At 73.9% G+C, this 21,981-nt stretch carries 21 protein-coding genes; 11 read left to right on the forward strand and 10 right to left on the reverse strand.

Going from position 1 to position 21,981, the window contains the following annotated elements; all coding sequences use genetic code 11:
• Positions 1-28: 28 nt before the first annotated feature.
• The gene (locus OG898_RS01290; protein WP_266954436.1) at positions 29-784 is read right to left on the reverse strand and encodes an alpha/beta fold hydrolase; all 756 of its coding nucleotides are present in this window, start codon (positions 782-784) and stop codon (positions 29-31) included.
• A 72-nt stretch (positions 785-856) separates the two neighbouring features.
• Here OG898_RS01290 and OG898_RS01295 point away from each other — a divergent pair, with 72 nt between their 5' ends.
• Complete coding sequence (locus OG898_RS01295) at positions 857-1,633, forward strand: hypothetical protein (protein WP_266954437.1); 777 nt, start codon at positions 857-859, stop codon at positions 1,631-1,633.
• On the opposite strand, the gene OG898_RS01300 is transcribed toward OG898_RS01295, so the two are convergent.
• Positions 1,620-3,683 (reverse strand): phosphocholine-specific phospholipase C, encoded by a 2,064-nt coding sequence (locus OG898_RS01300; protein WP_266954438.1) that lies wholly within the window; start codon positions 3,681-3,683, stop codon positions 1,620-1,622. The genes OG898_RS01295 and OG898_RS01300 overlap by 14 nt on opposite strands.
• A gap of 300 nt (positions 3,684-3,983) precedes the next feature.
• Here OG898_RS01300 and OG898_RS01305 point away from each other — a divergent pair, with 300 nt between their 5' ends.
• The 7 genes from OG898_RS01305 to OG898_RS01335 are packed head-to-tail and all read left to right on the forward strand — an operon-like array spanning position 3,984 to position 11,168.
• A complete protein-coding gene (locus OG898_RS01305; RefSeq protein ID WP_266954439.1) occupies positions 3,984-5,012 on the forward strand; it encodes a 3-oxoacyl-ACP synthase III family protein in 1,029 nt (342 codons plus the stop codon).
• Positions 5,009-5,761 (forward strand): glycosyltransferase family A protein, encoded by a 753-nt coding sequence (locus OG898_RS01310; protein ID WP_250742012.1) that lies wholly within the window; start codon positions 5,009-5,011, stop codon positions 5,759-5,761. Before OG898_RS01305 ends, OG898_RS01310 begins: the two co-directional genes overlap by 4 nt.
• A complete protein-coding gene (locus OG898_RS01315; protein WP_266954441.1) occupies positions 5,761-7,434 on the forward strand; it encodes a class I adenylate-forming enzyme family protein in 1,674 nt (557 codons plus the stop codon). The genes OG898_RS01310 and OG898_RS01315 overlap by 1 nt, the downstream gene beginning before the upstream one ends.
• Positions 7,431-8,324 (forward strand): YhjD/YihY/BrkB family envelope integrity protein, encoded by an 894-nt coding sequence (locus OG898_RS01320; RefSeq protein ID WP_266954443.1) that lies wholly within the window; start codon positions 7,431-7,433, stop codon positions 8,322-8,324. The genes OG898_RS01315 and OG898_RS01320 overlap by 4 nt, the downstream gene beginning before the upstream one ends.
• Positions 8,315-9,079 (forward strand): glycosyltransferase family 2 protein, encoded by a 765-nt coding sequence (locus tag OG898_RS01325; protein ID WP_266954445.1) that lies wholly within the window; start codon positions 8,315-8,317, stop codon positions 9,077-9,079. Before OG898_RS01320 ends, OG898_RS01325 begins: the two co-directional genes overlap by 10 nt.
• Positions 9,076-10,245 carry a cytochrome P450 gene (locus tag OG898_RS01330; RefSeq protein ID WP_266954447.1) on the forward strand — a complete coding sequence of 390 codons (1,170 nt, stop codon included), beginning with the start codon at positions 9,076-9,078 and terminating at the stop codon, positions 10,243-10,245. The genes OG898_RS01325 and OG898_RS01330 overlap by 4 nt, the downstream gene beginning before the upstream one ends.
• Positions 10,242-11,168 (forward strand): NAD(P)-dependent oxidoreductase, encoded by a 927-nt coding sequence (locus OG898_RS01335; protein ID WP_266954449.1) that lies wholly within the window; start codon positions 10,242-10,244, stop codon positions 11,166-11,168. Before OG898_RS01330 ends, OG898_RS01335 begins: the two co-directional genes overlap by 4 nt.
• Positions 11,169-11,193: 25 nt before the next feature.
• On the opposite strand, the gene OG898_RS01340 is transcribed toward OG898_RS01335, so the two are convergent.
• The 8 genes from OG898_RS01340 to OG898_RS01375 all read right to left on the reverse strand — a co-directional run bounded on the left by OG898_RS01340 (position 11,194) and on the right by OG898_RS01375 (position 18,465).
• Positions 11,194-11,787: an ATP/GTP-binding protein gene (locus OG898_RS01340; RefSeq protein ID WP_266954451.1), complete on the reverse strand. Its 594-nt coding sequence runs from the start codon at positions 11,785-11,787 to the stop codon at positions 11,194-11,196.
• A gap of 16 nt (positions 11,788-11,803) precedes the next feature.
• The gene (locus OG898_RS01345; RefSeq protein WP_250742018.1) at positions 11,804-12,172 is read right to left on the reverse strand and encodes a DUF742 domain-containing protein; all 369 of its coding nucleotides are present in this window, start codon (positions 12,170-12,172) and stop codon (positions 11,804-11,806) included.
• The gene (locus OG898_RS01350) at positions 12,172-12,591 is read right to left on the reverse strand and encodes a roadblock/LC7 domain-containing protein (protein ID WP_250742019.1); all 420 of its coding nucleotides are present in this window, start codon (positions 12,589-12,591) and stop codon (positions 12,172-12,174) included. The genes OG898_RS01345 and OG898_RS01350 overlap by 1 nt, the downstream gene beginning before the upstream one ends.
• On the reverse strand, positions 12,588-14,927 hold the full coding sequence (locus OG898_RS01355; RefSeq protein ID WP_266954454.1) for a nitrate- and nitrite sensing domain-containing protein: 2,340 nt from the start codon (positions 14,925-14,927) through the stop codon (positions 12,588-12,590). The genes OG898_RS01350 and OG898_RS01355 overlap by 4 nt, the downstream gene beginning before the upstream one ends.
• Before the next feature lie 214 nt (positions 14,928-15,141).
• A complete protein-coding gene (msrB, locus tag OG898_RS01360; RefSeq protein WP_250742021.1) occupies positions 15,142-15,549 on the reverse strand; it encodes a peptide-methionine (R)-S-oxide reductase MsrB in 408 nt (135 codons plus the stop codon).
• Positions 15,550-15,585: 36 nt separating this feature from the next.
• Positions 15,586-16,980: a UDP-N-acetylmuramate--L-alanine ligase gene (gene murC / locus OG898_RS01365; RefSeq protein ID WP_250742022.1), complete on the reverse strand. Its 1,395-nt coding sequence runs from the start codon at positions 16,978-16,980 to the stop codon at positions 15,586-15,588.
• A gap of 97 nt (positions 16,981-17,077) precedes the next feature.
• Positions 17,078-17,545 carry an indole-3-glycerol phosphate synthase gene (locus OG898_RS01370; RefSeq protein ID WP_250742023.1) on the reverse strand — a complete coding sequence of 156 codons (468 nt, stop codon included), beginning with the start codon at positions 17,543-17,545 and terminating at the stop codon, positions 17,078-17,080.
• Positions 17,546-17,691: 146 nt separating this feature from the next.
• On the reverse strand, positions 17,692-18,465 hold the full coding sequence (locus OG898_RS01375) for a pyrimidine reductase family protein (RefSeq protein WP_266954457.1): 774 nt from the start codon (positions 18,463-18,465) through the stop codon (positions 17,692-17,694).
• Between the two features lie 36 nt (positions 18,466-18,501).
• Between OG898_RS01375 and zapE the strand changes: the two genes are divergently transcribed.
• From zapE to OG898_RS01390, 3 genes are all read left to right on the forward strand, one after another.
• Complete coding sequence (gene zapE / locus OG898_RS01380) at positions 18,502-19,605, forward strand: cell division protein ZapE (RefSeq protein ID WP_250742025.1); 1,104 nt, start codon at positions 18,502-18,504, stop codon at positions 19,603-19,605.
• Positions 19,606-19,666: 61 nt separating this feature from the next.
• Positions 19,667-20,095: an OsmC family protein gene (locus OG898_RS01385; RefSeq protein ID WP_250742026.1), complete on the forward strand. Its 429-nt coding sequence runs from the start codon at positions 19,667-19,669 to the stop codon at positions 20,093-20,095.
• Positions 20,096-20,253: 158 nt separating this feature from the next.
• Positions 20,254-21,684, forward strand: coding sequence for an alkaline phosphatase PhoX (locus tag OG898_RS01390; protein ID WP_266954460.1), 1,431 nt, complete (start codon positions 20,254-20,256; stop codon positions 21,682-21,684).
• Positions 21,685-21,981: the final 297 nt, after the last annotated feature.

Consider the following 21,981-nt stretch of genomic DNA (forward strand, 5'->3'; position numbering starts at 1 on the left):
GCCCCGTCAGGAGAGCCCGGTCACGGCCCTACCCGCGCAGGAAGGCCTCCACTTCGGTGGCCAGGGCGACCGGGCTCTCGTGCGGCGGGTAGTGGCCGGCGCCGGGCAGTGAACGGATGCGGCAGTTCGGGTACGAGACCTGCCAGGTGGCCCGCATGAAGTCGGCGGTGAGCGCGAGGTCGTACTCTCCGACGAGGACCAGCACCGGGACGGTGCTGCCCTTCACGGCGGCGGACAGGTCGAGCGGCTGCCAGCTCGCGAGGTACCCGGCGAAGGCCTCCGGCCGGGACACCGCGAGCGAGTGCGCGACCATCCGCTCCAGCCAGTACGGGCTCGCGCGGCGGCCGGTGACGATGTCGAGGATGGCGCGGCGGTTCTCCGCGTTCCCGGCGGCCCCGTAGAAGAGCTCGTGGGTGGCGTCGTCCATCTCGTAGGGGGCGGCGGGGACCGGGTTGATGCCGATCAGCTTCTCGACGCGCTCGGGGGCGCGCACGAGGACCTGCTGCATGGCCTTGCCGCCCATGGAGTGGCCGAGGAGGGAGAAGGTGTCCCAGCCGAGCTCGTCGGCGAGCGCGAGGACGTCGTCGGCGATCTCGGGGAGCGCGTAGCGGCCGGGGACGTCCCTGCGGTCACCGTAGCCGCGGTAGTCGAGGAAGGCGTACGAGAACTCCCGCGGGTCCAGGTAGTCCAGTACGGAGCCCCAGTTGGCGGACGTGCCGAACCAGTCGTGCAGCACGATGACGCGGACGGGGCCGGTGCCGGTCCTGCGGTGGGCGATGGCCATGCGTTCTCCCTCGGTGACGGGGCGGAAAGAATTGCCGCCGTACGTTCTGCCCACCGCGCCTACCATCACACCGTGACGACCCCACCTTCCGTCCCCGTCGAACGCATCCGGGTCCGCGACGGGAAGAGCGCGGACGGCCACCCGTACCACCCGGCGCGGTACGAGATCACCGACCCGGCCGAGGTCGCGGAGGTCCTTGCCGTGTGGCCCGCCGAACGGGAGCCCGAGCCGGTCTCCGGAGGGGCAGCGGCAGCCGACGACACGTTCGACTCCTTCGATTGCATGTGCTGGGACCACGCCCCCGACCCGTTCGACGCCACGGACGACCCCACGATCCGGCACGTACCGCCCGCCCGGCCGGGGCCGCTCGCCCGCCTGCTCGACCCCTGCGCCCCGGACGGCATCCCGGCCCGGCACCGGGCCCGGTGGGTGGCCGCCGCGCCCGCGGCGCTGCGTGGCTTCGCCGAGGCCATGGCCCGCGGCGAGGATCCCCCGCGCCCGGCGCGGATCGCGCTGGCGGCCGCCTTCTCCTGGCAGGGGACCGTACGCGAGGAGCCCACCGACGCGGCCTCGCTCCTGGCGGAGCTGGCCCCTCCGCGCCTGCTCGTGGGGGCCTCCACCGAGGACCTGGCCTGGGCGGTCCGGGAGACCGACCGCGGCGGGCTCGACGCGGCCGTGCGGTTCTTCGCGAGCGAGGAGTTCACCACCCGGCACCCCAAGCGGCGCCGGGTCCCGGACACCGCACGGGACCTGCTGCTCCGGCACGCCCGCAGCCACCGTCCCCGCGACCTCCCGGTGCTGGAACGGCGGCTGCTGCGCGTGCCGGAGGACCGCGTCAGACGGTCTTGATCGCCGGGTCCGAGACTCCCGCCGCGCCCGTCTCCACGTGGCCGGCGAAGCGGCGCAGGAAGGTGGCGTCCGCGTCGGAGACGACCGTGACGTCGTACCAGCGGGCCGTGCCGGACAGGGACACGGTGTGCGCGACGGTGGCGCCCGCCGCGACGCGCACGACCTGGGCCGTGCCGCCGTAGGCGTTGGTGACGGTCAGGTTGACGGCCGCCGTGCCCCCGTTGGTCAGGGACAGCACCAGGTCCCCGGTGGACGCGGAGTGGCGGGCCGTGGCCTCGGGGCCGGCCTTCTTCGCCGGGCCCTTCCAGGTGCGCAGGAAGCCGTTCGGGCCCCAGACCGTGAGGTTGATCTGGTTGCCGGTGGAGCTGCTCGTGCTCCACGTGTCCGACAGGGTCTTGCCCGCCTCGACCGTGTAGGGCCACGGGCCGTCCGTACGGTTGCCCGAGGTGCTGTGGAAGTGGGCGCCGAGGGTGGGACCCGAGGAGAAGGTCAGCGTGAACTTGCCCGTGGAGACCGTGGCCTTGCCGTCCACGTACGGGGCGTAGCCCAGTGCGCGCGTCGGCTTGGCGCCCGCCTCCTGCTTGGGCAGGGTGCCCGTCGCCGGCGGGGTCGGGTTGTAGGACGAGTGGCGGTTCTTGTCCGGCGGTACGTACGCGGCCGTGGACGGCAGCGCGGCGGGCGCGGCGTCCGCCCGGGTGAAGTCGAACGCCGAGGTCAGGTCGCCGCAGACCGCGCGGCGCCACGGGGAGATGTTGGGCTCCTGCACGCCGAAGCGCTTCTCCATGAAGCGGATCACCGAGGTGTGGTCGAAGGTCTCGGAGCAGACGTAGCCGCCCTTGCTCCACGGGGAGACCACGATCATCGGGACGCGGGGGCCGAGCCCGTACGGGCCGGCGGCGTAGCCGGAGACTCCCCCGGTGTACAGGTCGCCGGTGACGCTCGCCGTGGACAGGCCCCAGGAGGAGGACGCGGGCGGGTACGGCGGGACGACGTGGTCGAAGAAGCCGTCGTTCTCGTCGTAGGTGATGAAGAGCGCCGTCTTCGCCCACACGTCCGGGTTCGCGGTCAGCGAGTCCAGGACCTGCGAGATGTACCAGGCGCCGAAGTTCGTAGGCCAGTTGGCGTGCTCGCTGAACGCCTCGGGGGCGGCGATCCAGGAGACCTGCGGGAGGGTGCCGTTCACGACGTCCGCGCGCAGCTTGTCGAAGTAGGTGCCGCCCGCCTTGACGTCGGTGCCCGTACGGGCCTTCTCGTACAGGGCGCTGCCGGGCTGGGCGTTGCGGAAGCTGTTGAAGTACAGCAGCGAGTTGTCGCCGTAGTTGCCGCGGAAGGCGTCGTTGATCCAGCCCCAGGATCCGGCGGCGTTCAGGCCGTCGCCGATGTCCTGGTAGACCTTCCAGGAGACTCCGGCCGTCTCCAGGCGCTCGGGGTAGGTCTTCCAGCCGTAGCCGGCTTCCTGGTTGCCGAGGACCGGGCCGCCGCCCACGCCGTCGTTGCCCGTGTAACCCGACCACAGGTAGTAGCGGTTGGGGTCGGTGGCGCCGATGAAGGAGCAGTGGTAGGCGTCGCACACCGTGAAGGCGTCGGCGAGCGCGTAGTGGAACGGGATGTCGTTCCGGGTCATGTACGCCATGGTCGTGGCCGTCTTGGCCGGGACCCACTTGTCGTACTTGCCGTTGTTGTAGGCCTGGTGGCCGCCCGCCCAGTCGTGGTTCAGCCCCGTCAGGAACTGCATGCCCAGGTCGTTGATCTGGGGGTTGAAGGGCAGGATGTCCTTCGTGCCGTTGGACTGGTGGAAGACGGACTTGCCGTTGTCCTGGAGGACCGGCCTCGGGTCCCCGAAGCCCCGGACGCCCTTCATCGCACCGAAGTAGTGATCGAAGGAACGATTTTCCTGCATGAGGACGACGATGTGCTCGATGTCCTGGATCGTGCCGGTACTGCCTTGGGCCGAGATGGCGGCGGCCCTCGCGATGCTGTCGTTCAGCATCGTGACGGCGGCGGCGCCACCGGCGATCTGCAGGAACCTGCGCCGATTCAATTCAGTCATGGAGAACGACCTCTGCGGGTGAGACGGGTGCGGGGGGTGTCGAGGGGCGCCCCAAGAACAGCGTCCCCGGGGTACCGGTCGGCGTTGCTTGAATGACAGTGGGCCGTACACCTGGAGAACGGAATACCTCGTCAGACGGTTCGTGCCCCGCACGCCACATCTCTTCGCGATCCCTTCGCGATCTCTCCGCAGCCGCCGTCCCGTGCGGCGGACCGGCAGCCGCTGGTACTCACCCGGCCGGCGGGCGGGATGAGCATCCGTACTCAGGACCGGGACCGGATGGCGCGTCATCGTGAGGGCATGCCGAATCAGCCATCCGTACCGCGCCCGCGGCTCCGCGCCGGGATCACCGGCGTCGCCGGTGTGCTGCCCCGGGACGTCCTCACCTCCGACCGGCTCCAGCGCGAGATCGCAGACCGGGCCGGACTCACCCTGCCCGCCCGTCTGTTGACCCAGGCCACCGGGATACGTGCCCGCCGGATCGCGGGTGAGGGGGTGTACGCCTCCACGCTCGCGGTGGATGCGGCCCGCCGGGTCCTGGACACCGCCGGGCTCGGGCCCGCCGACATCGACCTGCTGCTCTTCGCCTCCGCCTCCCGCGACGTCGCCGAACCCGCCACCGCGCACATCGTGCAGGCCGAACTCGGCACGAAGGCCCACGCCTTGGACGTCACCAATGCGTGCAACAGCTTCGTCAACGGCATCGACCTCGCCCGCGCCATGATCCTCGCCGGCCGGGCCCGGCGGGCCCTGGTGGTCACCGGGGAGACCCCGAGCCGGGCCGTACGGACGGCGCCCGCCGACTTCGCCGAGTTCCGCGCCGGTTTCGCCGGCTACACCTTCGGCGATGCGGGGGCCGCCGTGATCGTGGAGCCGGTGGAGCGCGGCGGGATCCTCGACGTGGACACCGAGACCCACTCCGAACACTGGGAGGTCGGGGGCATCCCGGGCGGCGGTTCGCGCCACCCGCGCGGGGACGCGTACACGTACTTCCGCGGCGACGGGCACGAACTGCGCGGGGTCTTCGAGAAGGTGGGCACCGCCGTCATCGACCGGACCCTGCACCGCACGGGCATGGGCTGGGAGGACTTCTCGAAGGTGCTGGTGCACCAGGTGACGGTGCCCTATCTGGAGCGGTTCGCCGAGCTGACCGGGGTGCCGGCCGGGAAGCTGGTGGTGACCGTGCCCGAGCTCGGCAACATCGCGAGCGCGACGATCGGGGTGCAGCTGCACCGAATATTCGACGAACTGGCTTCGGGAGACCGGGTGCTGTTCGTCGGACTCGGCGGCGGGATCAGCATCATGACGATGGTCTGGGAGAAGTCGTGAGCGCGGCCGGACGACTGTGGGTGGTGGTGCCCGCGCACGAGGAGGAGGCCCGGATCGCCGGGACCCTCGAAGCGCTCGCCCGTCAACGGGACCGGGATTTCACCCTGTTGGTCGTGGACAACGCCTCGGCCGATCGGACGGGTTCCGTGGCGCGGGAGTTCGCGGCGGGCGCCCCCTTTGCCGTGGAGGTCATCGAGGAACCGGAGAAGGGCGTCGGCTCCGCCGTGGACACCGGCTTCCGGTACGCGATCGGGCGCGGTGCGACCCTGCTCGCCCGCACCGATGCCGACTGCCTGCCCCACCCGGGGTGGACGGGCGCGGCGCGGGCGGCCCTGATCCGCGATCCCGGGCTGGTGTGCGGGCGGATCGTGGCCCGGCGCGACGAGCACGGTCCGCTGGGGCGGGCCGGGTTCGGGGTCCTGGTACGGCTCGCCGGGCTCTTCGGGCGGCTGCGGCCCGAGCACGCGCGGCGCCGCGGCTACCGCGCCCCGTACCGGATGCACGCCGGGAACAACATGGCCATCACCGCCGAGCTGTACCTGGCGGTCGGCGGGATGCCCCGGCGCCCCTCCCCCACCGACCGGCTCTTCCTCAACGCGGTGCGCCGCCACACCGACCGGATCACGCGCTGCCGGGCGATGGTCGTGGAGAACTCCACGCGCCGGCTGCGGGCGTACGGGATCGCCGGCACGGCCCGCTGGTACCTCGGCCGCGGCAGCGGCCCGCACGGAACGGACGACCCCCGCTGATGCTGGACCGCCTCGACCACGCACTGCGCGCCCGCCCCGAGCGGCCCGCCGTCCTGACCGCCACCCGTACGGGAGTCACCCGGACCGCCGCCACGCGCGGGGAACTCGCCGAGCTGGCCGATGCGTTCGCCGCCGCGCTGTACGCGCGCGGGCTGCGCGCCGGGGACACCGTCGGGGTCGCCGTACGCCCCGGGCCGCGTGCGCTCGCCGTGCTGCTCGCGCTGTGGCGGCTCGGTCTGCGCGGGGCCGTCCTCGACCCCGGGGCCGGACCCGACGTGCTGCGCGCCCGGCTGGCTTCGGCGCGGCCCGCGCTGGTGCTGGCCGACGCCGCCGCGCAGGCGGTGGCCGGGTGGGCCCGGCCGCTGGCCCGGCGGGCGGCCGGGCTGGAACTGCCGGAGCTGGCCGGGCTGGGCGCGCCGGTGGCCACGGTCGGGCGGCGGCTGCCCGGGTGCGCGCCCGCTCTGGACCGGCATGCGGCGCGCAGCGGGGTTCCCCCGCGGTTCACGGGCGACGGGGACGCCGACGCGGTCATCGTGTTCACCTCCGGAACCACCGCGCGGCCCCGGGCGGTGGTGCACACGCGGGCGAGTCTGGCCGCCGGGATGGAGACGGTGTCGGCCCTGTTCTCCGGCGGTCCGGGCGATGCTGCGGCCGCCACCGCCGGTCCTGTGCTCGGCGGCACCTTCTTCGTGCTCGTCCCCTCCCTGGTGCGCGGCGCCCCCGTGGCCCTCCCGGCCCGTTCGCCCCGGATCCTGGCCCGCCAGCTGGCCCGGCTGGCGCCGCGGGACACCTACCTCACACCGCCGCAGCTCCGGGACGCGCTGCGGGAGGGGGCCCGGTTCCGGGGCCGGGTGTGGACCGGATCGGCTCCGGCCGGCGCGGAACTGCTGGGCCGCGTACGGGAGTCGGGGGCCGATGAGGCCTGGGGGGTGTACGCGCTCACCGAGCTGTTCCCGGCCGCCGCGGTGGAGTCCCGGGAGAAGGCCGCGTACGAGGGTGCCGGCGACCTGGTCGGCGCCCCGCTGCCCGGGGTGCGCGCCGAGTCCGACGCGGACGGGCAGTTGCTGCTGACCGGTCCCGGGGCCCGGCACCGCTACCTCGGCGAGGACCCCGATCCGTGGGTGCGTACGGGTGACCGGGCTCGCCTGGACGGCACGGGCCGGATCGTGCTGGAGGGCAGGGCCAAGGACATGGTGCTGCGGCGGGCCGAGAACATCTACCCGGGCCTGTACGAACCGGCCCTGCACGTGCCGGGGGTGGAGCTGGCGCTGCTCGTCGGGGTCCCGGCGGACGCGGCCGGCCGCGACGGCGACGGCGCCAGCGACGGCTGCGACCACGGCGACGAGCGGCTCGTGGCCGTGGTCCAGCCCTGCCACGGGACCGCCGAGCCCGCGCTGCGGTCCGCACTGGCGGGCCCGCTGCGCCGCATGGGCACGGCCGCGCCCGACGCCCTGCTGTTCGCGCGGATCCCGCTGTCGGGCCGCTCCCGCAAACCGGACCGCGCGGCCACGGCGGCCCTGGCGGCCCACCGGCTGAGCTCCGGGTCCGGGTCCGGGTCCCGGTCCCGGTCCTGGCTCGGCTACGGGTCCTGGCCAGGCTCCGGCTCCGGCTCCGGCTCCGCACGGGACGGCGCGTCGGCCAAGGCCTCCCGCGCACGGCGGGGCGCCCCGTGACGGCTGCACCCGCGTGGCGGGCGCGCGCCCGCGCCGTCGGGCAGCGGGTCACGGCGGCCGCCCGGCTCCGCCCCGGGACGGGCCCGCGCATCCCCCTGCCCGCCGACACCGCGCGGCGGGCCCGCGCCGCGGCGCTCCGGGAGCGGGTCATGGCCTCCCACCGCCGCTACACCCGCGCGAACGGCGACGCGCTCGCGGGTTCGCTCACGTACGCCCTGCTCGTCGGGACTGCCCCGGCGGTGCTGCTGGCCGGTTCGCTCGCAGGCCGGGCCGGGGCGGGTGCGGACGGGGTCCGGCGGATCGTGGACGGGCTGGCCGCGGCCCTGCTGCCCGCCGCCGCGGCTCCGGCGGCCGGGCGGCTGCCCACCGTGGCCCCGCACTGGCGGCCGCTGCTCGTCCTCGCCCTCGGCTGGTCGGTGGTGCGCACGACCCGGGCGCTGCGCACGGGCATCCGGGCCGTGTGCGGGCAGAACGCGGGCAGCGGGAACCCCGTGCGCGACGCGGCCCGGGACCTCGCGGGCGCGGCCGTGCTGTGCCTCGCGGGCGGCGCCGTCGCCGCCGTGGTGGCGGCGGGCGGTCCGGCCCTGACCGTCCCCGCGCTGTGGGCGCTGTTCTCGGCCGTGCTGTGGCTCGCCCCGCACCGGGCGCCGGGCAGGCCCCGCCCGGCGGCCGTCGCGGGTCCGGCACTGGCGGCCGCGCTGGCCTGCCGACTGCTCACCCTCGCCGCGGACCCCTATCTCGCCGCGACCGCCGAACTGCACGGCGACCTCTACCACCGGGCCGGGCCACTGATCGGACTTCTCGTCTGGGGCAGCCTGTGCGCCCGGGCGCTGCTCCGCGCGGCCTCCTGGGCCGCCACCGCCAACACACCCGAAGGAGCATGGAGTTGACGAACCTGTGGGTGGTCGTGCCCGCGTACAACGAGGCGGCGGCCATCGGGGCCACGCTGGCCGCGCTCGCCGCCCAGCACGACACCGGATTCGCGCTCGTGGTCGTGGACAACGCCTCCACCGACCGGACGGCCGATGCCGTACGGGACTTCGCGCGCGCGGCGCCCTTCCGCGTCGAGCTGGCCCGGGAGGAGCTGCCCGGCGCCGGGACCGCCGCCGACACGGGCTTCCGGTACGCCATCGCCGCCGGCGCCACCCACCTGCTGCGCACCGACGCCGACTGCCTGCCGGCCCCGGACTGGACGGCCGTCGCGAAGGCGGAGTTCGGGCGGGGTGCCGAGATGCTGTGCGGCCGCAGCGTGCCGCGCCGCGACGAGGGGCCCGGCCTCCTCGAAGCCCGGCTGCTGCCGGCGCTGATCCGGCTCACCTCGCTCTACGGCCGCTACCGCCCGTCCCACCGGCATCCGCGCTACCGCACCCCGTACGTCCTGTGCCACGGCCACAACCTCGGCATCACCGCCGGCCTCTACCTGCGCTGCGGCGGCGCCCTGCGGGTGCCGCTGCACGAACGCCCCGAGGACGTGGCCCTGCTGAACCGGGCCCGGGAGCACAGCGACCGGATCGTCCGCGCGGAGCGGCTGGTGGTGCAGAACAGCTTGCGCAGGCTGCGGAGTTGGGGCCCGCGCCGCACGCTGCTCTGGTACTGGGACCGCCGCTACCTGCCCGCCGACACCGCGGAGGCACACGTCCGATGACCACCGACCCGACGATCCGCACCCAGACCCGCACGAAGGCGGGCACGAAGGCGGGCGCCGAGGCCCGCTCCAGGGCCCGCACGAAGGCCCGCCGCCGGGACCGCCGGGTCTACCTGCGCTCCCACCCGCTCCTGTTCGCGCTGCTCGCCGCCACCCGCGGGCGGCCCGTGCGCCGGCTCGGCGGCGGCACCCTGCTCGTCCACGGCACGGCGGCCTACCGGGAGGCGCTGACCCGGCTGCCGCTCGACCGCACCGCGCCCGGCACCACCGGAGGCGCGGCCCGGGCCGCCCGGGTGGAGGACGTGCTCTTCGACCAGGAGGGCTCCGGACACCGGGCCGGCCGGCGGGAGCTCGCCGAGCTGCTCGGCGCGTCCGGGACCCGGGAACTGCGTGCGGTGTGGCACCCGTTGCTCCTGCGGCGGCTCGCGCCGCTGCCGCTCGGGGGCACGGTGGACCTGGTCCCGCTGGCCCGGGAACTGGCCGGCTCGGTGGTGTACGCGCTCCTGCGCCCCGGCGCCGGGGCCGACGCCGCCCCCCACGCCCTCGCGGAGGCCGCCGCCGAGGCCGCGGCCGCCTCCGTGCGCAGCCACCTCCCCGGCCCGCCCCGCCCCGGCGCCGGGGCGGCGGCGATCCGCGCCGCCGAGCGGCTCCGCGCGCTCCTGGGGCCGGGGGCGGACGCCCGGGCCGCGATGCTGGCGGTGGCGGCCGTCAACACCACCGTCGCGGCGCTGCCCCGGGCCGTGGCCTGGTGCGCCGACGCGGGCTTGTGGGACCAGGCTGCGGACCCGGCCCTGCGTCCCGCGCTGGCGGACGAACTCCTGCGCGTCACGGCGGCCTCCCCCCTCCTCCCCCGGGTGGCCGCGGCCGGGGGCTCCGTGGGGGGCTGCCCGGTCCGGGCCGGCGACCGGCTGCTCCTGGTGGCCCGGCATGCGGCCGGGGCCCACGTGCGGGACCCCGACGGGCGCCGCCCCGCCGAGCCGGGCGTCGCCCGCCTGGTCTTCGGCGCCGGGCCGCACGCCTGCCCCGGAGCCCGGCTGGCCCGGGAGCAACTGGTCGGCGTCCTGGCGGCGTTGGCTCCGCACCGGCCGGTCGTGACCCGGGCCCGGGTGGACCGCCGGGCCGCTCTGCCCGGCTGGCGTTCGCTGGTCGTACGGGCGGCGGCATGACATCCCGTAGGCCGTCCGACGCGGCCGGGATCCGGATCGCCGTCACGGGCGCGAGCGGCTTCTGCGGCGGGCACGTCGCCCGCGCCGCGGCGGCGGCCGGGGCACGGGTGGTGTGCGTGGGCCGCAGACCCGGCCCGCTCGGGGAACACCGCTTCTGGGACGCGTCCCTCGGGGAGCCGGACCTCTCGGACACGGACCTCGTCGTGCACTGCGCGGCGGCGGTCGGCGATCCGGCCCCGGGCTCCCCCGCCGAGACCGTCATGCACGCGGTCAACGTGACGGGCACCGAACGGCTGCTGCGCGCGGCGGGCGGCCGCCCGGTGGTCTGGGTCAGCAGCGCCAGCGTCTACGACCCCCGCCTCGACCGCACGCTCGTCCGCGAGGACCACCCGCGCACGGGGCACCTGAACGCCTACGGCCGTACGAAGGCCGCCGGCGAGGCCCTGGCGCTGGCCGCGGGCTCCGTGGTGCTGCGCCCGCGCGCCGTGTACGGCCCGGGCGACACCCAGCTCCTGCCCCGGCTGCTCTCCCGGGTCCGCGCCGGAACCCTGCTCCTCCCGGGCCCGGACGTCCCGCTCAGCCTGACGGCGGTGGAGAACCTCGCGGCGGCCTGCCTGGCTGCTCCCGGCTGGGCCCCGGGCCCGTACAACATCGCGGATTCCGAGCCGTACGCGCGTGACGCAGCCCTGGGCGAGGTGCTGCGCGCCCACGGCATCCGGGCCCGCATCCGCCACCTCCCGCCGGCCCTGGCGGTCACGGCGGCCCGGCTCGCGGAAGCCCTCTCCTCCACCGAACCGCCCCTCAGCCGCTACGCGGTCGACCAGCTCGCCCACCCGGTGGTCCTGGACCTGACCCGGGCCCGCACCCAGGGCTGGACCCCGACCCGAACCCTGTCGGACCACCTCGGCGACCTGCGGGCGTGAGCCGCAAGCGGCGGGCCCGGTCCCGTCAGACGGCCGCCGGGGCGGCCGCGTTGGCGATGAGCTGGTCCAGGAGGGAGAGCAGGCAGGCGCGGACGTCCTGGCGGGAGCGGGCGTCGAGCATGAGCACGGGGGTGCCGGGATCGCGCAGGTGCAGGGCCGTCGCGATCTCCTCCGCGGTGTAGGGCTGCTCGCCGTGGAAGCAGTTCGCGCCGACCACGAACGGCAGTCCGCGGCTCTCGAAGAAGTCGACGGCCGGAAAGCTGCGGTCCAGGCGGCGCGTGTCGACCAGCACGATCGCCCCGAGCGCCCCGGCCAGCAGGTCGTCCCACATGAACCAGAAGCGTTCCTGGCCCGGTGTGCCGAAGAGGTAGAGGACGACGCCGGCGTCGGTGAGGGTGATGCGGCCGAAGTCCATCGCCACGGTGGTGGCCGTCTTGGACTCGATCCCGTCGAGGTCGTCGACGCCGACACCGGCGGCCGTCAGCCGCTCCTCCGTGCGCAGCGGCTCTATCTCGGAGATCGTCTCCACCAGGGTGGTCTTGCCGACTCCGAATCCACCGGCGATGAGGATCTTGACCGGGGCCGCATCCTGTGGGGCAGGGGCCCGAGGGGCGGGCACGTCGTCATCGGGGAGGCTATATCCGGGCAATGTTGTCTCTGATTCTCATGAGCAGGTCGACGTCGGTGGTCTCGGCGCCCCCCAGGGGCGGCCGGTGGTGGATCAGCCCGCGGTCGGCGAGTTCACCGAGGAGCAGCGTCATCGGGGTGAGGCGGATGTGCATCCGCGCCGCTATCTCGGCGACCGCCCGACCACCCGGCGCCTCGCACATGGCAAGGATCTCCTGCCATTCGGTGGGCAGACCGGCACGGGCGTCCTCGGCCACCGCCGCCGTGATGGTGGTGTCCATGGTGAGGACGGTGTGGGGAACGGCTGTCCGTCCGTCGGTCAGGGCGTACAGCCGCGTCCGGCGGCGCCTCGCGGGCTGGGGCTCGTCCTGCGGCATTACGCGGTCGGCACCTGGGCGCGCTCGGGGGTGCCCAGCCACTCGCCGAGCGCCTGCGCGGTCCGTACGGCCTCGCCGCCCAGCTCCCCGAGCCGCGCCTTGCGGGAGGTCACCACGATGAGCGTGCTGCCCTCGCCGCACCCGACGATGCAGAGGTACCGGTCGTCCATCTCGACCAACTGGCGGATGACGCGGCCGCCGTCGATCTCCCGGGATATCGCCTTCATCGTGGCCGCGATGCCGGAGGCCGCGGCCGCCATGCGCTCGGCCTGGGGCTGGTCCAGCAGGTAGGCGCTGAGTTTGATGCCGTCGTTGGACAGGAGCACCGCTCCCTGGATGCCGGCGATCCTGCTGAGGTTGTTGTCCAGGACGCTGTAGATGACGTCGTTGGATGCCGCGGTGTTCGGTGAAGTAGTCATGACTGATCCCGTCGGAGCTCTTCTTCCACTGTCTGGGTCCCGTGTTCGTAGTCCGCCCAGGCGTCCGCCACCTCTTCGGGGGTTTCCGTGTCCGGCCGGGCGGCCGGTTCCGGTGCGCTGGGGGCGCGCAGCTGCTCGGCGATGTGGGTCTGGGGGACGCGCTCGGGGAGGGCCGGCCGGGCCGGGGGTCCGGAGGCGGGCGCGGGCACCGTCGTACGGCGGCTCGGCAGCCCGGCGGCCGTGCGCGGGAGCGGCTCGGGCGCCGGTGCCGGTGCCGGGGCGGCCGCGGAGGGGGCCGGCGACGCCTGTGCGAGTGCGAGCTCGGGCTCGGGCTCGGGCTCGGGGGCGAGCGCCGGTACGGGTACGGGTACGGGTACGGGCCTGCGCGGGGCCTCGCCCTCGGTCGCCACCAGCAGTTCCCCGGGGAGGACCACCACGGCGGCGGTTCCTCCGTACACCGAGCGGCGCAGGGTGACCGTCGCCCCGAGCTGGTCGGCGAGGTGACCGACCACGAAGAGCCCGAGCCGGTGCGCGTTCTGTGCCAGGACGGAGTACGGCGGGGCCTGGTGGAGGCGCCCGTTCATCTCCTCGTACCGCTCGGGGGTCACCCGCGGCCCGCGGTCCTCGATCTCGACCGACAGCCCGCCCGCGACCGTTTCGGCGCGGATGACCACCTTCGACCGCGGCGGGGAGAACCGGGTGGCGTTGTCCAGCAGCTCCGCGAGCAGATGGCTGATCTGGCTGATCACGCGCGGTTCCACGCTGATCTCGTCCAGGGCGTGCCGCTCGATGCGCCGGAACTCCTCGACCTCCGCGGCGGCTTCGCGCAGCAGGTCGGCGACGCGCATGGGTTCGGTGTGCGGGTCGGGGACCTCGCCGCCCGCCAGGATCAGGAGGTTCTCGATCTGCCGCCGCATGCCCACCGTCAGCTGGTCGGCCCGCATCAACTGGGCGAGCAGCGCTTCGTCGTGGCCGAAGGTGTCCTGGAGGTCCTCCGTGAGGCTCAGCTGGCGGCTGACCAGGTTTCCGGTGCGCGAGGCGATGCCCGAGGCGAACAGGCCGAACCCGTGGCGCTCTGCCGCGAGCTGCCGGTGCCCGTCGACGGACACGGCGACGACCCGGGCGAACGCGTCGTTGATGCGCCCGACTTCGTCCCGGTCGCCGCGCACCGCCGGCAGTGCGCCGACGTCGACGGACTGCCCGCGCTGGAGCCGGGCGACGACGTCGGGGAGGGTTTCCTCGGCGACGGTCACCGTGCGTTCGTGCAGGTCGTGCAGGCGGCGGAGCACCGATCGGGTGGTGAACACGACCACGGCCACGACGATCAGCAGCCCGCCGCCGCTTCCCCCGATCAGCCAGGCGACCTCGGTGTCCAGCTCCGCGGCCTTGGCCTCGCCGCGTGCGAGCATCTTCCGCGCCCGGTCGACGTTGAACGTGGCCAGCTGCACCGAGAACTTCTCGTGCGCGGACCGCCAGCCCGCGACCTCGGCGGGCAGCTTGATGCCGGATGCGAGGTCCGTGTGCTTCGAGAGGATCGCCTTCTCGATGCGGATCTTCGTCTGCCAGTCCGGGGAGGCGACGATCCGCTCGTAGAACCGCCGGTCCTCAGCGGGCAGATACGGCGCGACCCAGGTGTCGTACAGGTACCGGTGGGATCCCAGGGCGCCGACGAACTGGTCGAAGCCGGCGGCGTTCAGTTCCCTGGACGGCCCGGCCAGGGCCAGGAGCGTGTCCTCGCGCGCCACCATCTCGGTGGCGGAGAGCATGGACACCACGGTCCGGCTCTCCTTGGTGAGTTCGGCGTCGTCCGCGTGGCTGAAGTCCAGCTGGTACGCCTGGATGACCGCGTCGATCACCCCCGTGTAGTACGTCAGCGTGGCGTCGGCGCCACCGCTGCGTGCGTCCGCGCGCTGGCGGTACGCGGCCAGGCTGTCGAGCCGCCGGTTCACTTCCTCGAAGAACGCGTCCGAACCGACCGCCAGTCGGCGGAACTCGGCCGCGGCCCGGTCCGTGGCCTCGCGCCGCATGGCCAGCGCCTCTTCGGTCCCGGCGGCCCCCGCCCACAGCGAGGCGGTCAGCGTCCGCTCGGCCTGCATGTCGATCATGAGCGTGTACAGCGGTGCGCCGACCTTCTCGGCGGACGCGACATCGGCCCGCAGGTGCTCCGACTGTGCCAGCAGCCGCTGGGCGGTCACCGCCACCTGGGTGCCCATCGCCAGAGTGGGGAGCACCGCCAGCCAGATGAGCAGCGTGCGCAGGCGCAGGGTCCGCCGCCGACGTGTCGTCGACTGCCCTCGTACGCCTTCGGGTTCGCCTTCGGGTTCTATGAGAGACATCGGTCCTCGGGGGCAGGGGGCTGCGGCAGGAGATAAGGGTGCCGATCATAACCAGCCACACCGAGGAATCGGATAGGTGTCTTCCGCTGTCAAAGCGTGCCATTTGCGGCGGATCTTCGCAGGCGAGACCTGATCGGAACCCAGCCGCGACACCCTCGACACCACGGAAGGGTGCGCCGGCTTCCGGACCTGCCCGGTCCGGAAGCCGGTCCTGTCAGCCCTCGGCGGGAGTGAGCCGCAGGGAGATGGAGTTGATGCAGTAGCGCTGGTCCGTGGGGGTCGGGTAGCCCTCGCCCTCGAAGACGTGGCCCAGGTGGGAGCCGCACTTCGCGCACAGGACCTCGGTGCGGACCATGCCGTGGGTGACGTCCGCCTTCAGTTCGACCGCGTCGGAGTCCTTCGGGTCGTAGAAGGACGGCCAGCCGCAGTGCGACTCGAACTTCTCCGTGGAGCGGAACAGTTCGGAGCCGCAGCCGCGACAGCTGTAGACGCCCTCGGTCTTGGTGTCCGTGTACTCACCGCGGAAGGCGGGCTCGGTCCCGGCGAGGCGCAGTACCTGGTACTCGGACGGGGTCAGCTCCGCCTGCCACTGCTCGTCCGTCTTCTCTACCTCGTACGACATGACTGATCTCCCGTTTTCCCGCTCTTCCCAGAGCCGTCAGTTCGACAGACGGGCCAGGATGGCCGGCCCCAGGTCCGTGACATCGCCCGCACCCATGGTGAGAACGAGATCGCCGGGCTTGGCCATTCCCGCGATGACGTCGGCGACGGCGTCCTTGGAGTGCTCGGGGGTGACGTCGGCCCCGGCGGCGCGGGCGGCGTCGATGATGATCTCGCTGGTGATCCCGGGGACCGGGTCCTCGCGGGCCGGGTAGATGTCGAGGACGACCGAGGCGTCGGCGAGGGCGAGGGCCTGGCCCATCTCCTTGCCGAGTTCCTGGGTGCGGGAGAAGAGGTGCGGCTGGAAGACGACCAGGATGCGGGAGTCCCCGGCGGCTCCGCGGATGGCCTCCAGGTCGGCGGTCATCTCCGTCGGGTGGTGCGCGTAGGAGTCGATGACCTGGACCCCGGCGGCCTCGCCCTTGAGCTGGAGGCGGCGCTTGACCCCGGTGTACTTGCCGAGGGCGGAGGCCAGGTTGTGCGCCGGGATGCCGAGCGCGACGCCGGCGGCGAGGGCCGCGACGGCGTTGTGCGCGTAGTGGCGGCCGGGCACCGACACGGTGAAGGTGAGCATCCGGCCGTCGATGACGACCGTGACCTCGCTGGTCAGCCCGCGCGGGGTGATCTTGGTGATCCGGACGTCGGCGGTGGGCTCCTCGCCGTACGTGACGATCTGGAGGGCGGGGTTGCCGCTGACCCGGCCGGCGATCTCGGCGGCGCCCGCCTGGCCGTGGGCGATGACCAGGGTGCCGCCCTCGGGGATCTTGCCGACGAAGGTCTCGAAGGACTCGTAGATCTCGTCCATCGACGCGTAGTTCGCGTGGTGGTCGAGCTCCGCGTTGAGGATGATCGCGACCTGGGGCGTGTACTTGTGGAAGCTGCGGTCGCTCTCATCCGCCTCGGCCACGAAGATGTCGCCCTCGCCGTGGTGGGCGTTGGAGCCGGGGGCGTCCAGGTCGCCGCCGATGGCGTACGAGGGGTCCAGGCCCAGCGCCGAGAGGGAGACGGCCAGCATCGAGGTGGTGGTGGTCTTGCCGTGGGTGCCGGCGACGGCGATCGGCCGCAGGCCGTCCATCAGCCCGGCCAGGGCGTCGGAGCGGTGCACGACGGGGATGCCGAGCTCGGCGGCGCGGGCCAGCTCCGGGTTGTCGGCGCGGATGGCGCTGGAGACGACCACGCAGGTGGCGTCGTCGGCGAGGTGACCGGCGGCGTGCCCGATGTGGACCGTGGCGCCGTGGGCGCGCAGCGCCTGGGCGGTCTCGGAGTCACGGGCGTCGCTGCCGGCCACCTTGGCGCCGCGCTGGGCCAGGATCTTCGCGATGCCGGACATGCCGGCGCCGCCGATGCCGATGAAGTGGGGCCGTTCCATGGCGGTCGGCAGGCCGGGCTTCATTCAGGTAGCTCCAGGATCGAGTGCGTACGTACGGCAGCCGGGTGCGCGGATGCACGGTTCCGTGGGGACGCTGATGCGCGGTCCGGCCGCCTCCACCCTATTCCTTGTGGGCGAAGAGCTTGAGCACCGGAACGCCGACCTTGTGGCGCGCCCGCGAGGCCCAGTCCCGGTGGAAGAACTCCTCGACGTAGTGCGGGGCGGTCAGCACGATCACCTCGTCGGCGTTGGTCTCGTCCACCACCGCCTTCAGCTTGTCGAGCGGATGCTCGTCGACGATCTGTCCGACGGCCTTGGCGCCCTTGGCCCGCAGCGACGCGAGGGAGTGCTCGATCGCCAGTTCGGCCGGGCCGCGGGCCGCCTCGCCCTCCGGTTCGTCGCCCTCGTGAATGGCCTCGGGAAGCTCACCGAGCGCTACGTCGTCGATGGCGCGCAGCAGCCGGTCCCGGTCGCCGCGGGGCTGCATGAGGACGATGAAGGAGACCGGCTCGTCTCCGTGGAGGGTCGTGACGAAGTCCACGTCGACGGGGGTCAGCGGCTGCTCGATCATCAATACGCTCGTGAACACGGACGCCCTCTCCTTCGTGGGCCGAGGCCGGCCGGCCGGCCCCTGCGGAAACCATCCTGCCCCGCTGTCGCACGGGGCCTGTGCGGTATACCTGCCCACTACTGTGCCCAGCGGAAGCTAAGCGGAACGACAAATTCCGCCTCTCTTCAGATCCGACGGTAACGCGTGAAGAGAAACCCGGCCTCTTCCAGCAGGCAGGCCGGTGCGAGCCGGTGCGGAACCGTGACGGAGGGGCCTCCGGAGATCCGCTGGGCGTCACCCGCCGTGAGCATCGGCGAGATCGTCAGGCACAGCTCGTCCAGCGCGTCCGCGGCCACGAACTGCCCCAGCAGCCGGGGCCCGCCCTCGGTGAGCTGGCGGCGCAGCCCCCGGTCCGCGAGTTCCCGTACGGCCCGGGCCGGATCCACGCCCGCTCCGTCGCCGGCCACCACCACCTGCGCCCCGGCCTTGGCGGCCTCGGCGACCCGGTCGGCGGGGGCGGCGGCGCCCGTGAGCACCAGGGTGGGCACCAGCGGGGAGGTGAACAGCGGCAGCGAGAAGTCCAGGTCCAGGCTCGCGGAGACCACGGCGATGGCCGCGGCGGGCCCCTGCCCCGCGGCGGCGCGGCGGGCGGCGAAGGCCTCCCGGGCCCGCGCGGGGCGGTAGCCCTCCTGGCGAACCGTTTCCGCGCCGACGACCACCACATCGGCCAGGGCCCGCAGGGTGCCGAAGATCCGCATGTCGGTCTCGCCTGAGATGGGCTGCGAACGCCCGTCGTGCTGGGCCGCGCCGTCCAGCGTGGAGACCATGTTGGCCCGCAGCCAGTGGCCGTCCGGGGCGAGCCCGGGGTACTCGTACGCCTCGGCGAGTTCGTCCAGCGACCACTCACGGTCGGTCTGGTCCGCTGATGTCTGATCGGTCACAGGGAACAGGCGTCGCATCGGTGCAGTGTGCCACGCCCCGTAGAGTTAAGAGCTGTGTCAACATCACTCTCGCCCTCAGCGTCAGCCTCCGGGCGGCCCCCGATAGCCGACGCGGGACCGCAGTCCCTGTGCGCCCGCGAGCCGCGGGTGCCCGCCGAACGGCTGGTGGCCGAGATGGTGCCGCCGCCGCGCTTCGACTCGGTGCGCTTCGACACCTACATCCCGGACCCGGCCCAGCCGAGCCAGCCCGAGGCCGTCACCGTCCTCTCGGGCTTCGCCGCCGGCCTCGGCGGGGCGCACGCGAGCGGCTCCGGCAAGCGGCGCTGGTTCGCGAAGAAGCCTGCGGTCCCCACCGCCCCGCGCGGGGTCTACCTCGACGGCGGCTACGGCGTCGGCAAGACCCACCTGCTCGCCTCCCTCTGGCACGCCACCCCGGCCGAGCCGGCGCTCAAGGCCTTCGGCACCTTCGTGGAGCTGACCAACCTGGTCGGCGCGCTCGGCTTCCAGCAGACCGTGCAGACCCTCGGCGGACACCGCCTGCTGTGCATCGACGAGTTCGAGCTCGACGACCCGGGCGACACCGTCCTCGTCTCCTCCCTGCTCAGCCGCCTGGTCGAGCAGGGCGTGGCGCTGGCCGCCACCTCCAACACCCTGCCCGGCAAGCTCGGCGAGGGCCGCTTCGCCGCCGCCGACTTCCTGCGGGAGATCCAGGGGCTCTCCGCGCACTTCCGCCCGCTGCGCATCGACGGCCAGGACTACCGCCACCGCGGCCTGCCCGAGGCTCCCGCGCCGTTCTCCGACGAGCAGGTGACCAAGGCCGCGTACGCCACCGACGGCGCGAGCCTCGACGATTTCCCGGGGCTGCTGGAGCACCTGGCGCGGGTCCACCCCAGCCGGTACGGGGCCCTGACCGACGGCATAACGGCCGTCTGCCTCACCGACGTCGGCCCGGTCCCGGACCAGTCGACGGCGCTGCGGCTGGTGGTCCTGGCCGACCGGCTGTACGACCGGGAGGTCCCGGTCCTGGCGGCGGGCGTCGCCTTCGACCGGCTGTTCAGTGACGAGATGCTGAACGGCGGCTACCGCAAGAAGTACTTCCGGGCCATCTCGCGGCTCACCGCGCTGGCGCGCGACGCGAAGCCCCTGGTGTCCCAGTAGGTTTGGGGACGCAGGCCCGTTCCGCGGGCCGGCCGTTTCCACTTCTGCGAAGGGATCCACCATGGCTGCCACCCGCAATGCACATGCCGTCTGGGAAGGCGACCTGTTCGAAGGCAAGGGCGTCGTCACGCTCGACTCGTCCGGCCTCGGCAGCTACCCCGTCTCCTGGCCCGCGCGGACCGACGAGGAGGCGAACGGGCGGACCAGCCCGGAGGAGCTCATCGCCGCCGCGCACTCGAGCTGCTTCAACATGGCCTTCTCGAACGGTCTCGCGAAGGCGGGCAACCCGCCGACCAAGCTGACCACCTCGGCCGCCGTCACCTTCGTGCCGGGCAAGGGCATCACCGGCATCCACCTCACCGTCGAGGGCGAGGTGCCGGGCCTGGACAACGACGCGTTCGTCGCCGCGGCCGAGGACGCCAAGCAGAACTGCCCGGTCAGCCAGGCCCTGACGGGTACGACCATCACCCTCAGCGCGAAGCTGGCCTGACACCCGCCCGTCCGGCGCGGCCTCGATCGGCCGCGCCGGGCACCGGCGGAAGGGCCTGTCGTCAAACTCCTGGGGACGGCGCGGCGGAGCCGAACCCACCGGGCACCCGTGGTACCACGGCTCGGTCCTCTGTCCTGACCCACCGCCGGGAGTTCCCCATGCCGCCCAAGCCGCCGATGTCCCTCAGCCGGCGCAGCCTGATCGCCGCCGGTTCCATCTCCTTCGCCGGAGCGCTCGGAGCCCTCTTCGCCGGTGCCGGCCCGGGGTCGGGAGCGGGGTCGCGGGCGGGAGCGGGAGCGCCCGCGAGCACGGGCGCGAGCACGCGCAAGGCCGCCCCGGCCTCCCGCCAGGGCTACGGCCCGCTCGTGGCCGACCCCGCCGGGCTGCTCGATCTGCCCGCCGGGTTCGCGTACCGGGTCCTCTCCCGCGCCGGCGACCCGCTGCTCTCGGGCGAGGGCAGCGTCCCGGGCAACTTCGACGGCATGGCCGCCTTCGACGCCGGGCAGGGCCGCGTCCGGCTGGTGCGCAACCACGAGAACCGCACCACCGCCGCCCTGCGGGTCCCTCCCGTCGAGGGACTCACCTACGATCCGGCCGCCCGGGGCGGCTGCACCCTCCTCGACCTGGACCCGGCGGGCCGGGTCACCGCCGAGCGCGTCGCCCTCGCCGGCACCGCCGTCAACTGCGCGGGCGGCCGTACTCCCTGGAACACCTGGCTGTCCTGCGAGGAGACCGAGGACCGGGCGGGCACCGCCGGCTACACCCGCGACCACGGCTACGTCTTCGAGGTCGACCCCGCCGACCCCCGCCGCTCCGGCGCCGTCCCGCTCACCGCGATGGGCCGCTTCGCGCACGAGGCCGTCGCCGTGGACCCGTACAGCGGTGTGGTCTACGAGACGGAGGACGCCTTCGTCGAACCCTTCGGGCTCTTCTACCGGTTCCTGCCCGCCCGCCCCCTCGGCGGCCTCGGCTCCCTGCGCGCGGGCGGCGAGCTGGAGGCCCTGCGGGTCCCCGGGCTGGCGAACCTCGCCGTGGTGGACGAGCCCGGGTCCGAGTTCCCGGTGGAGTGGGTCCCCGTGCCGGACCCGTCCGCGGCCGGGACCCCGATCCGGCTCCAGGACTTCGGACCCGGCGGGATCACCCACGCCCAGAAGCTGGAGGGCTGCTACTGGGGCGACGGCGGCGTCCACTTCGTCTCCAGCTACTCCCGCACCGTCGAGGGCTCCCCCGCCGACCACCACGGCCAGGTGTGGTTCTACGACCCGCTGCGCGCGCGGCTCCGGCTGGACGTGGTCTTCGGCCCGGCCGCCGACATCCAGCTGCCCGGCGACTCCCCGGACAACATCTGCCTGGCCCCCGACGGCGGCCTGATGGTGTGCGAGGACGGCGGCGGCGCCCAGTACGTCTTCGGCGTGACCCCGGGCGGCGAGGTCTACCCGATGGCCCGCAACGCGGCCGACATCGGGAAGCCGGGAGCGCCGGAGTTCGGCGAGTTCGCCGGGGTCACCTTCTCCCCGGACGCCCGGACGATGTACGTGAACGCCTACACGCCCGGGACCACCTTCGCGGTGACGGGCCCGTGGCAGTGACCCGTACTGTCTTCCGGCCCGCCCGTACCGCCTTCCGACCCGCCCGGCCTGGCCTTTCGTCACGTCGCGGTCCACTGCGTTGTGGTGGAGGATCGTAGGGAGTCGACGGATCGAGGTAGGTAGCGGTGGCCAAGAAGGACAGCAAGTCCGCCAAGGGCGCCAAGGGCGAGAAGGCGAAGGCCGGGGCGTCGGCCAAGGCGGAGGAGGCCGGGACCTCGGCCAAGGCCGAGAAGGCGGACAAGGCAGAGGCCAAGGCAAGGGCCAAGGCCGGGGCGGCGGCCGAGGCCGCCAAGGGCG

The organism is Streptomyces sp. NBC_00193, from assembly GCF_026342735.1.
Classification (GTDB): domain Bacteria; phylum Actinomycetota; class Actinomycetes; order Streptomycetales; family Streptomycetaceae; genus Streptomyces; species Streptomyces stoeckheimensis.

What these genes read in the sequence shown, in the direction of transcription:
- OG898_RS01355 (WP_266954454.1), bottom strand. Translation starts at nt 14,927, where the DNA reads ATGTCTCTCATAGAACCCGAAGGCGAACCCGAAGGCGTACGAGGGCAG.
- OG898_RS01300 (WP_266954438.1), bottom strand. Translation starts at nt 3,683, where the DNA reads ATGACTGAATTGAATCGGCGCAGGTTCCTGCAGATCGCCGGTGGCGCC.
- OG898_RS01290 (WP_266954436.1), bottom strand. Translation starts at nt 784, where the DNA reads ATGGCCATCGCCCACCGCAGGACCGGCACCGGCCCCGTCCGCGTCATC.
- msrB (WP_250742021.1), bottom strand. Translation starts at nt 15,549, where the DNA reads ATGTCGTACGAGGTAGAGAAGACGGACGAGCAGTGGCAGGCGGAGCTG.
- OG898_RS01335 (WP_266954449.1), top strand. Translation starts at nt 10,242, where the DNA reads ATGACATCCCGTAGGCCGTCCGACGCGGCCGGGATCCGGATCGCCGTC.
- OG898_RS01325 (WP_266954445.1), top strand. Translation starts at nt 8,315, where the DNA reads ATGGAGTTGACGAACCTGTGGGTGGTCGTGCCCGCGTACAACGAGGCG.
- OG898_RS01375 (WP_266954457.1), bottom strand. Translation starts at nt 18,465, where the DNA reads ATGCGACGCCTGTTCCCTGTGACCGATCAGACATCAGCGGACCAGACC.
- OG898_RS01385 (WP_250742026.1), top strand. Translation starts at nt 19,667, where the DNA reads ATGGCTGCCACCCGCAATGCACATGCCGTCTGGGAAGGCGACCTGTTC.
- murC (WP_250742022.1), bottom strand. Translation starts at nt 16,980, where the DNA reads ATGAAGCCCGGCCTGCCGACCGCCATGGAACGGCCCCACTTCATCGGC.
- OG898_RS01390 (WP_266954460.1), top strand. Translation starts at nt 20,254, where the DNA reads ATGCCGCCCAAGCCGCCGATGTCCCTCAGCCGGCGCAGCCTGATCGCC.
- OG898_RS01350 (WP_250742019.1), bottom strand. Translation starts at nt 12,591, where the DNA reads ATGACTACTTCACCGAACACCGCGGCATCCAACGACGTCATCTACAGC.
- OG898_RS01305 (WP_266954439.1), top strand. Translation starts at nt 3,984, where the DNA reads ATGCCGAATCAGCCATCCGTACCGCGCCCGCGGCTCCGCGCCGGGATC.
- OG898_RS01315 (WP_266954441.1), top strand. Translation starts at nt 5,761, where the DNA reads ATGCTGGACCGCCTCGACCACGCACTGCGCGCCCGCCCCGAGCGGCCC.
- OG898_RS01345 (WP_250742018.1), bottom strand. Translation starts at nt 12,172, where the DNA reads ATGCCGCAGGACGAGCCCCAGCCCGCGAGGCGCCGCCGGACGCGGCTG.
- OG898_RS01330 (WP_266954447.1), top strand. Translation starts at nt 9,076, where the DNA reads ATGACCACCGACCCGACGATCCGCACCCAGACCCGCACGAAGGCGGGC.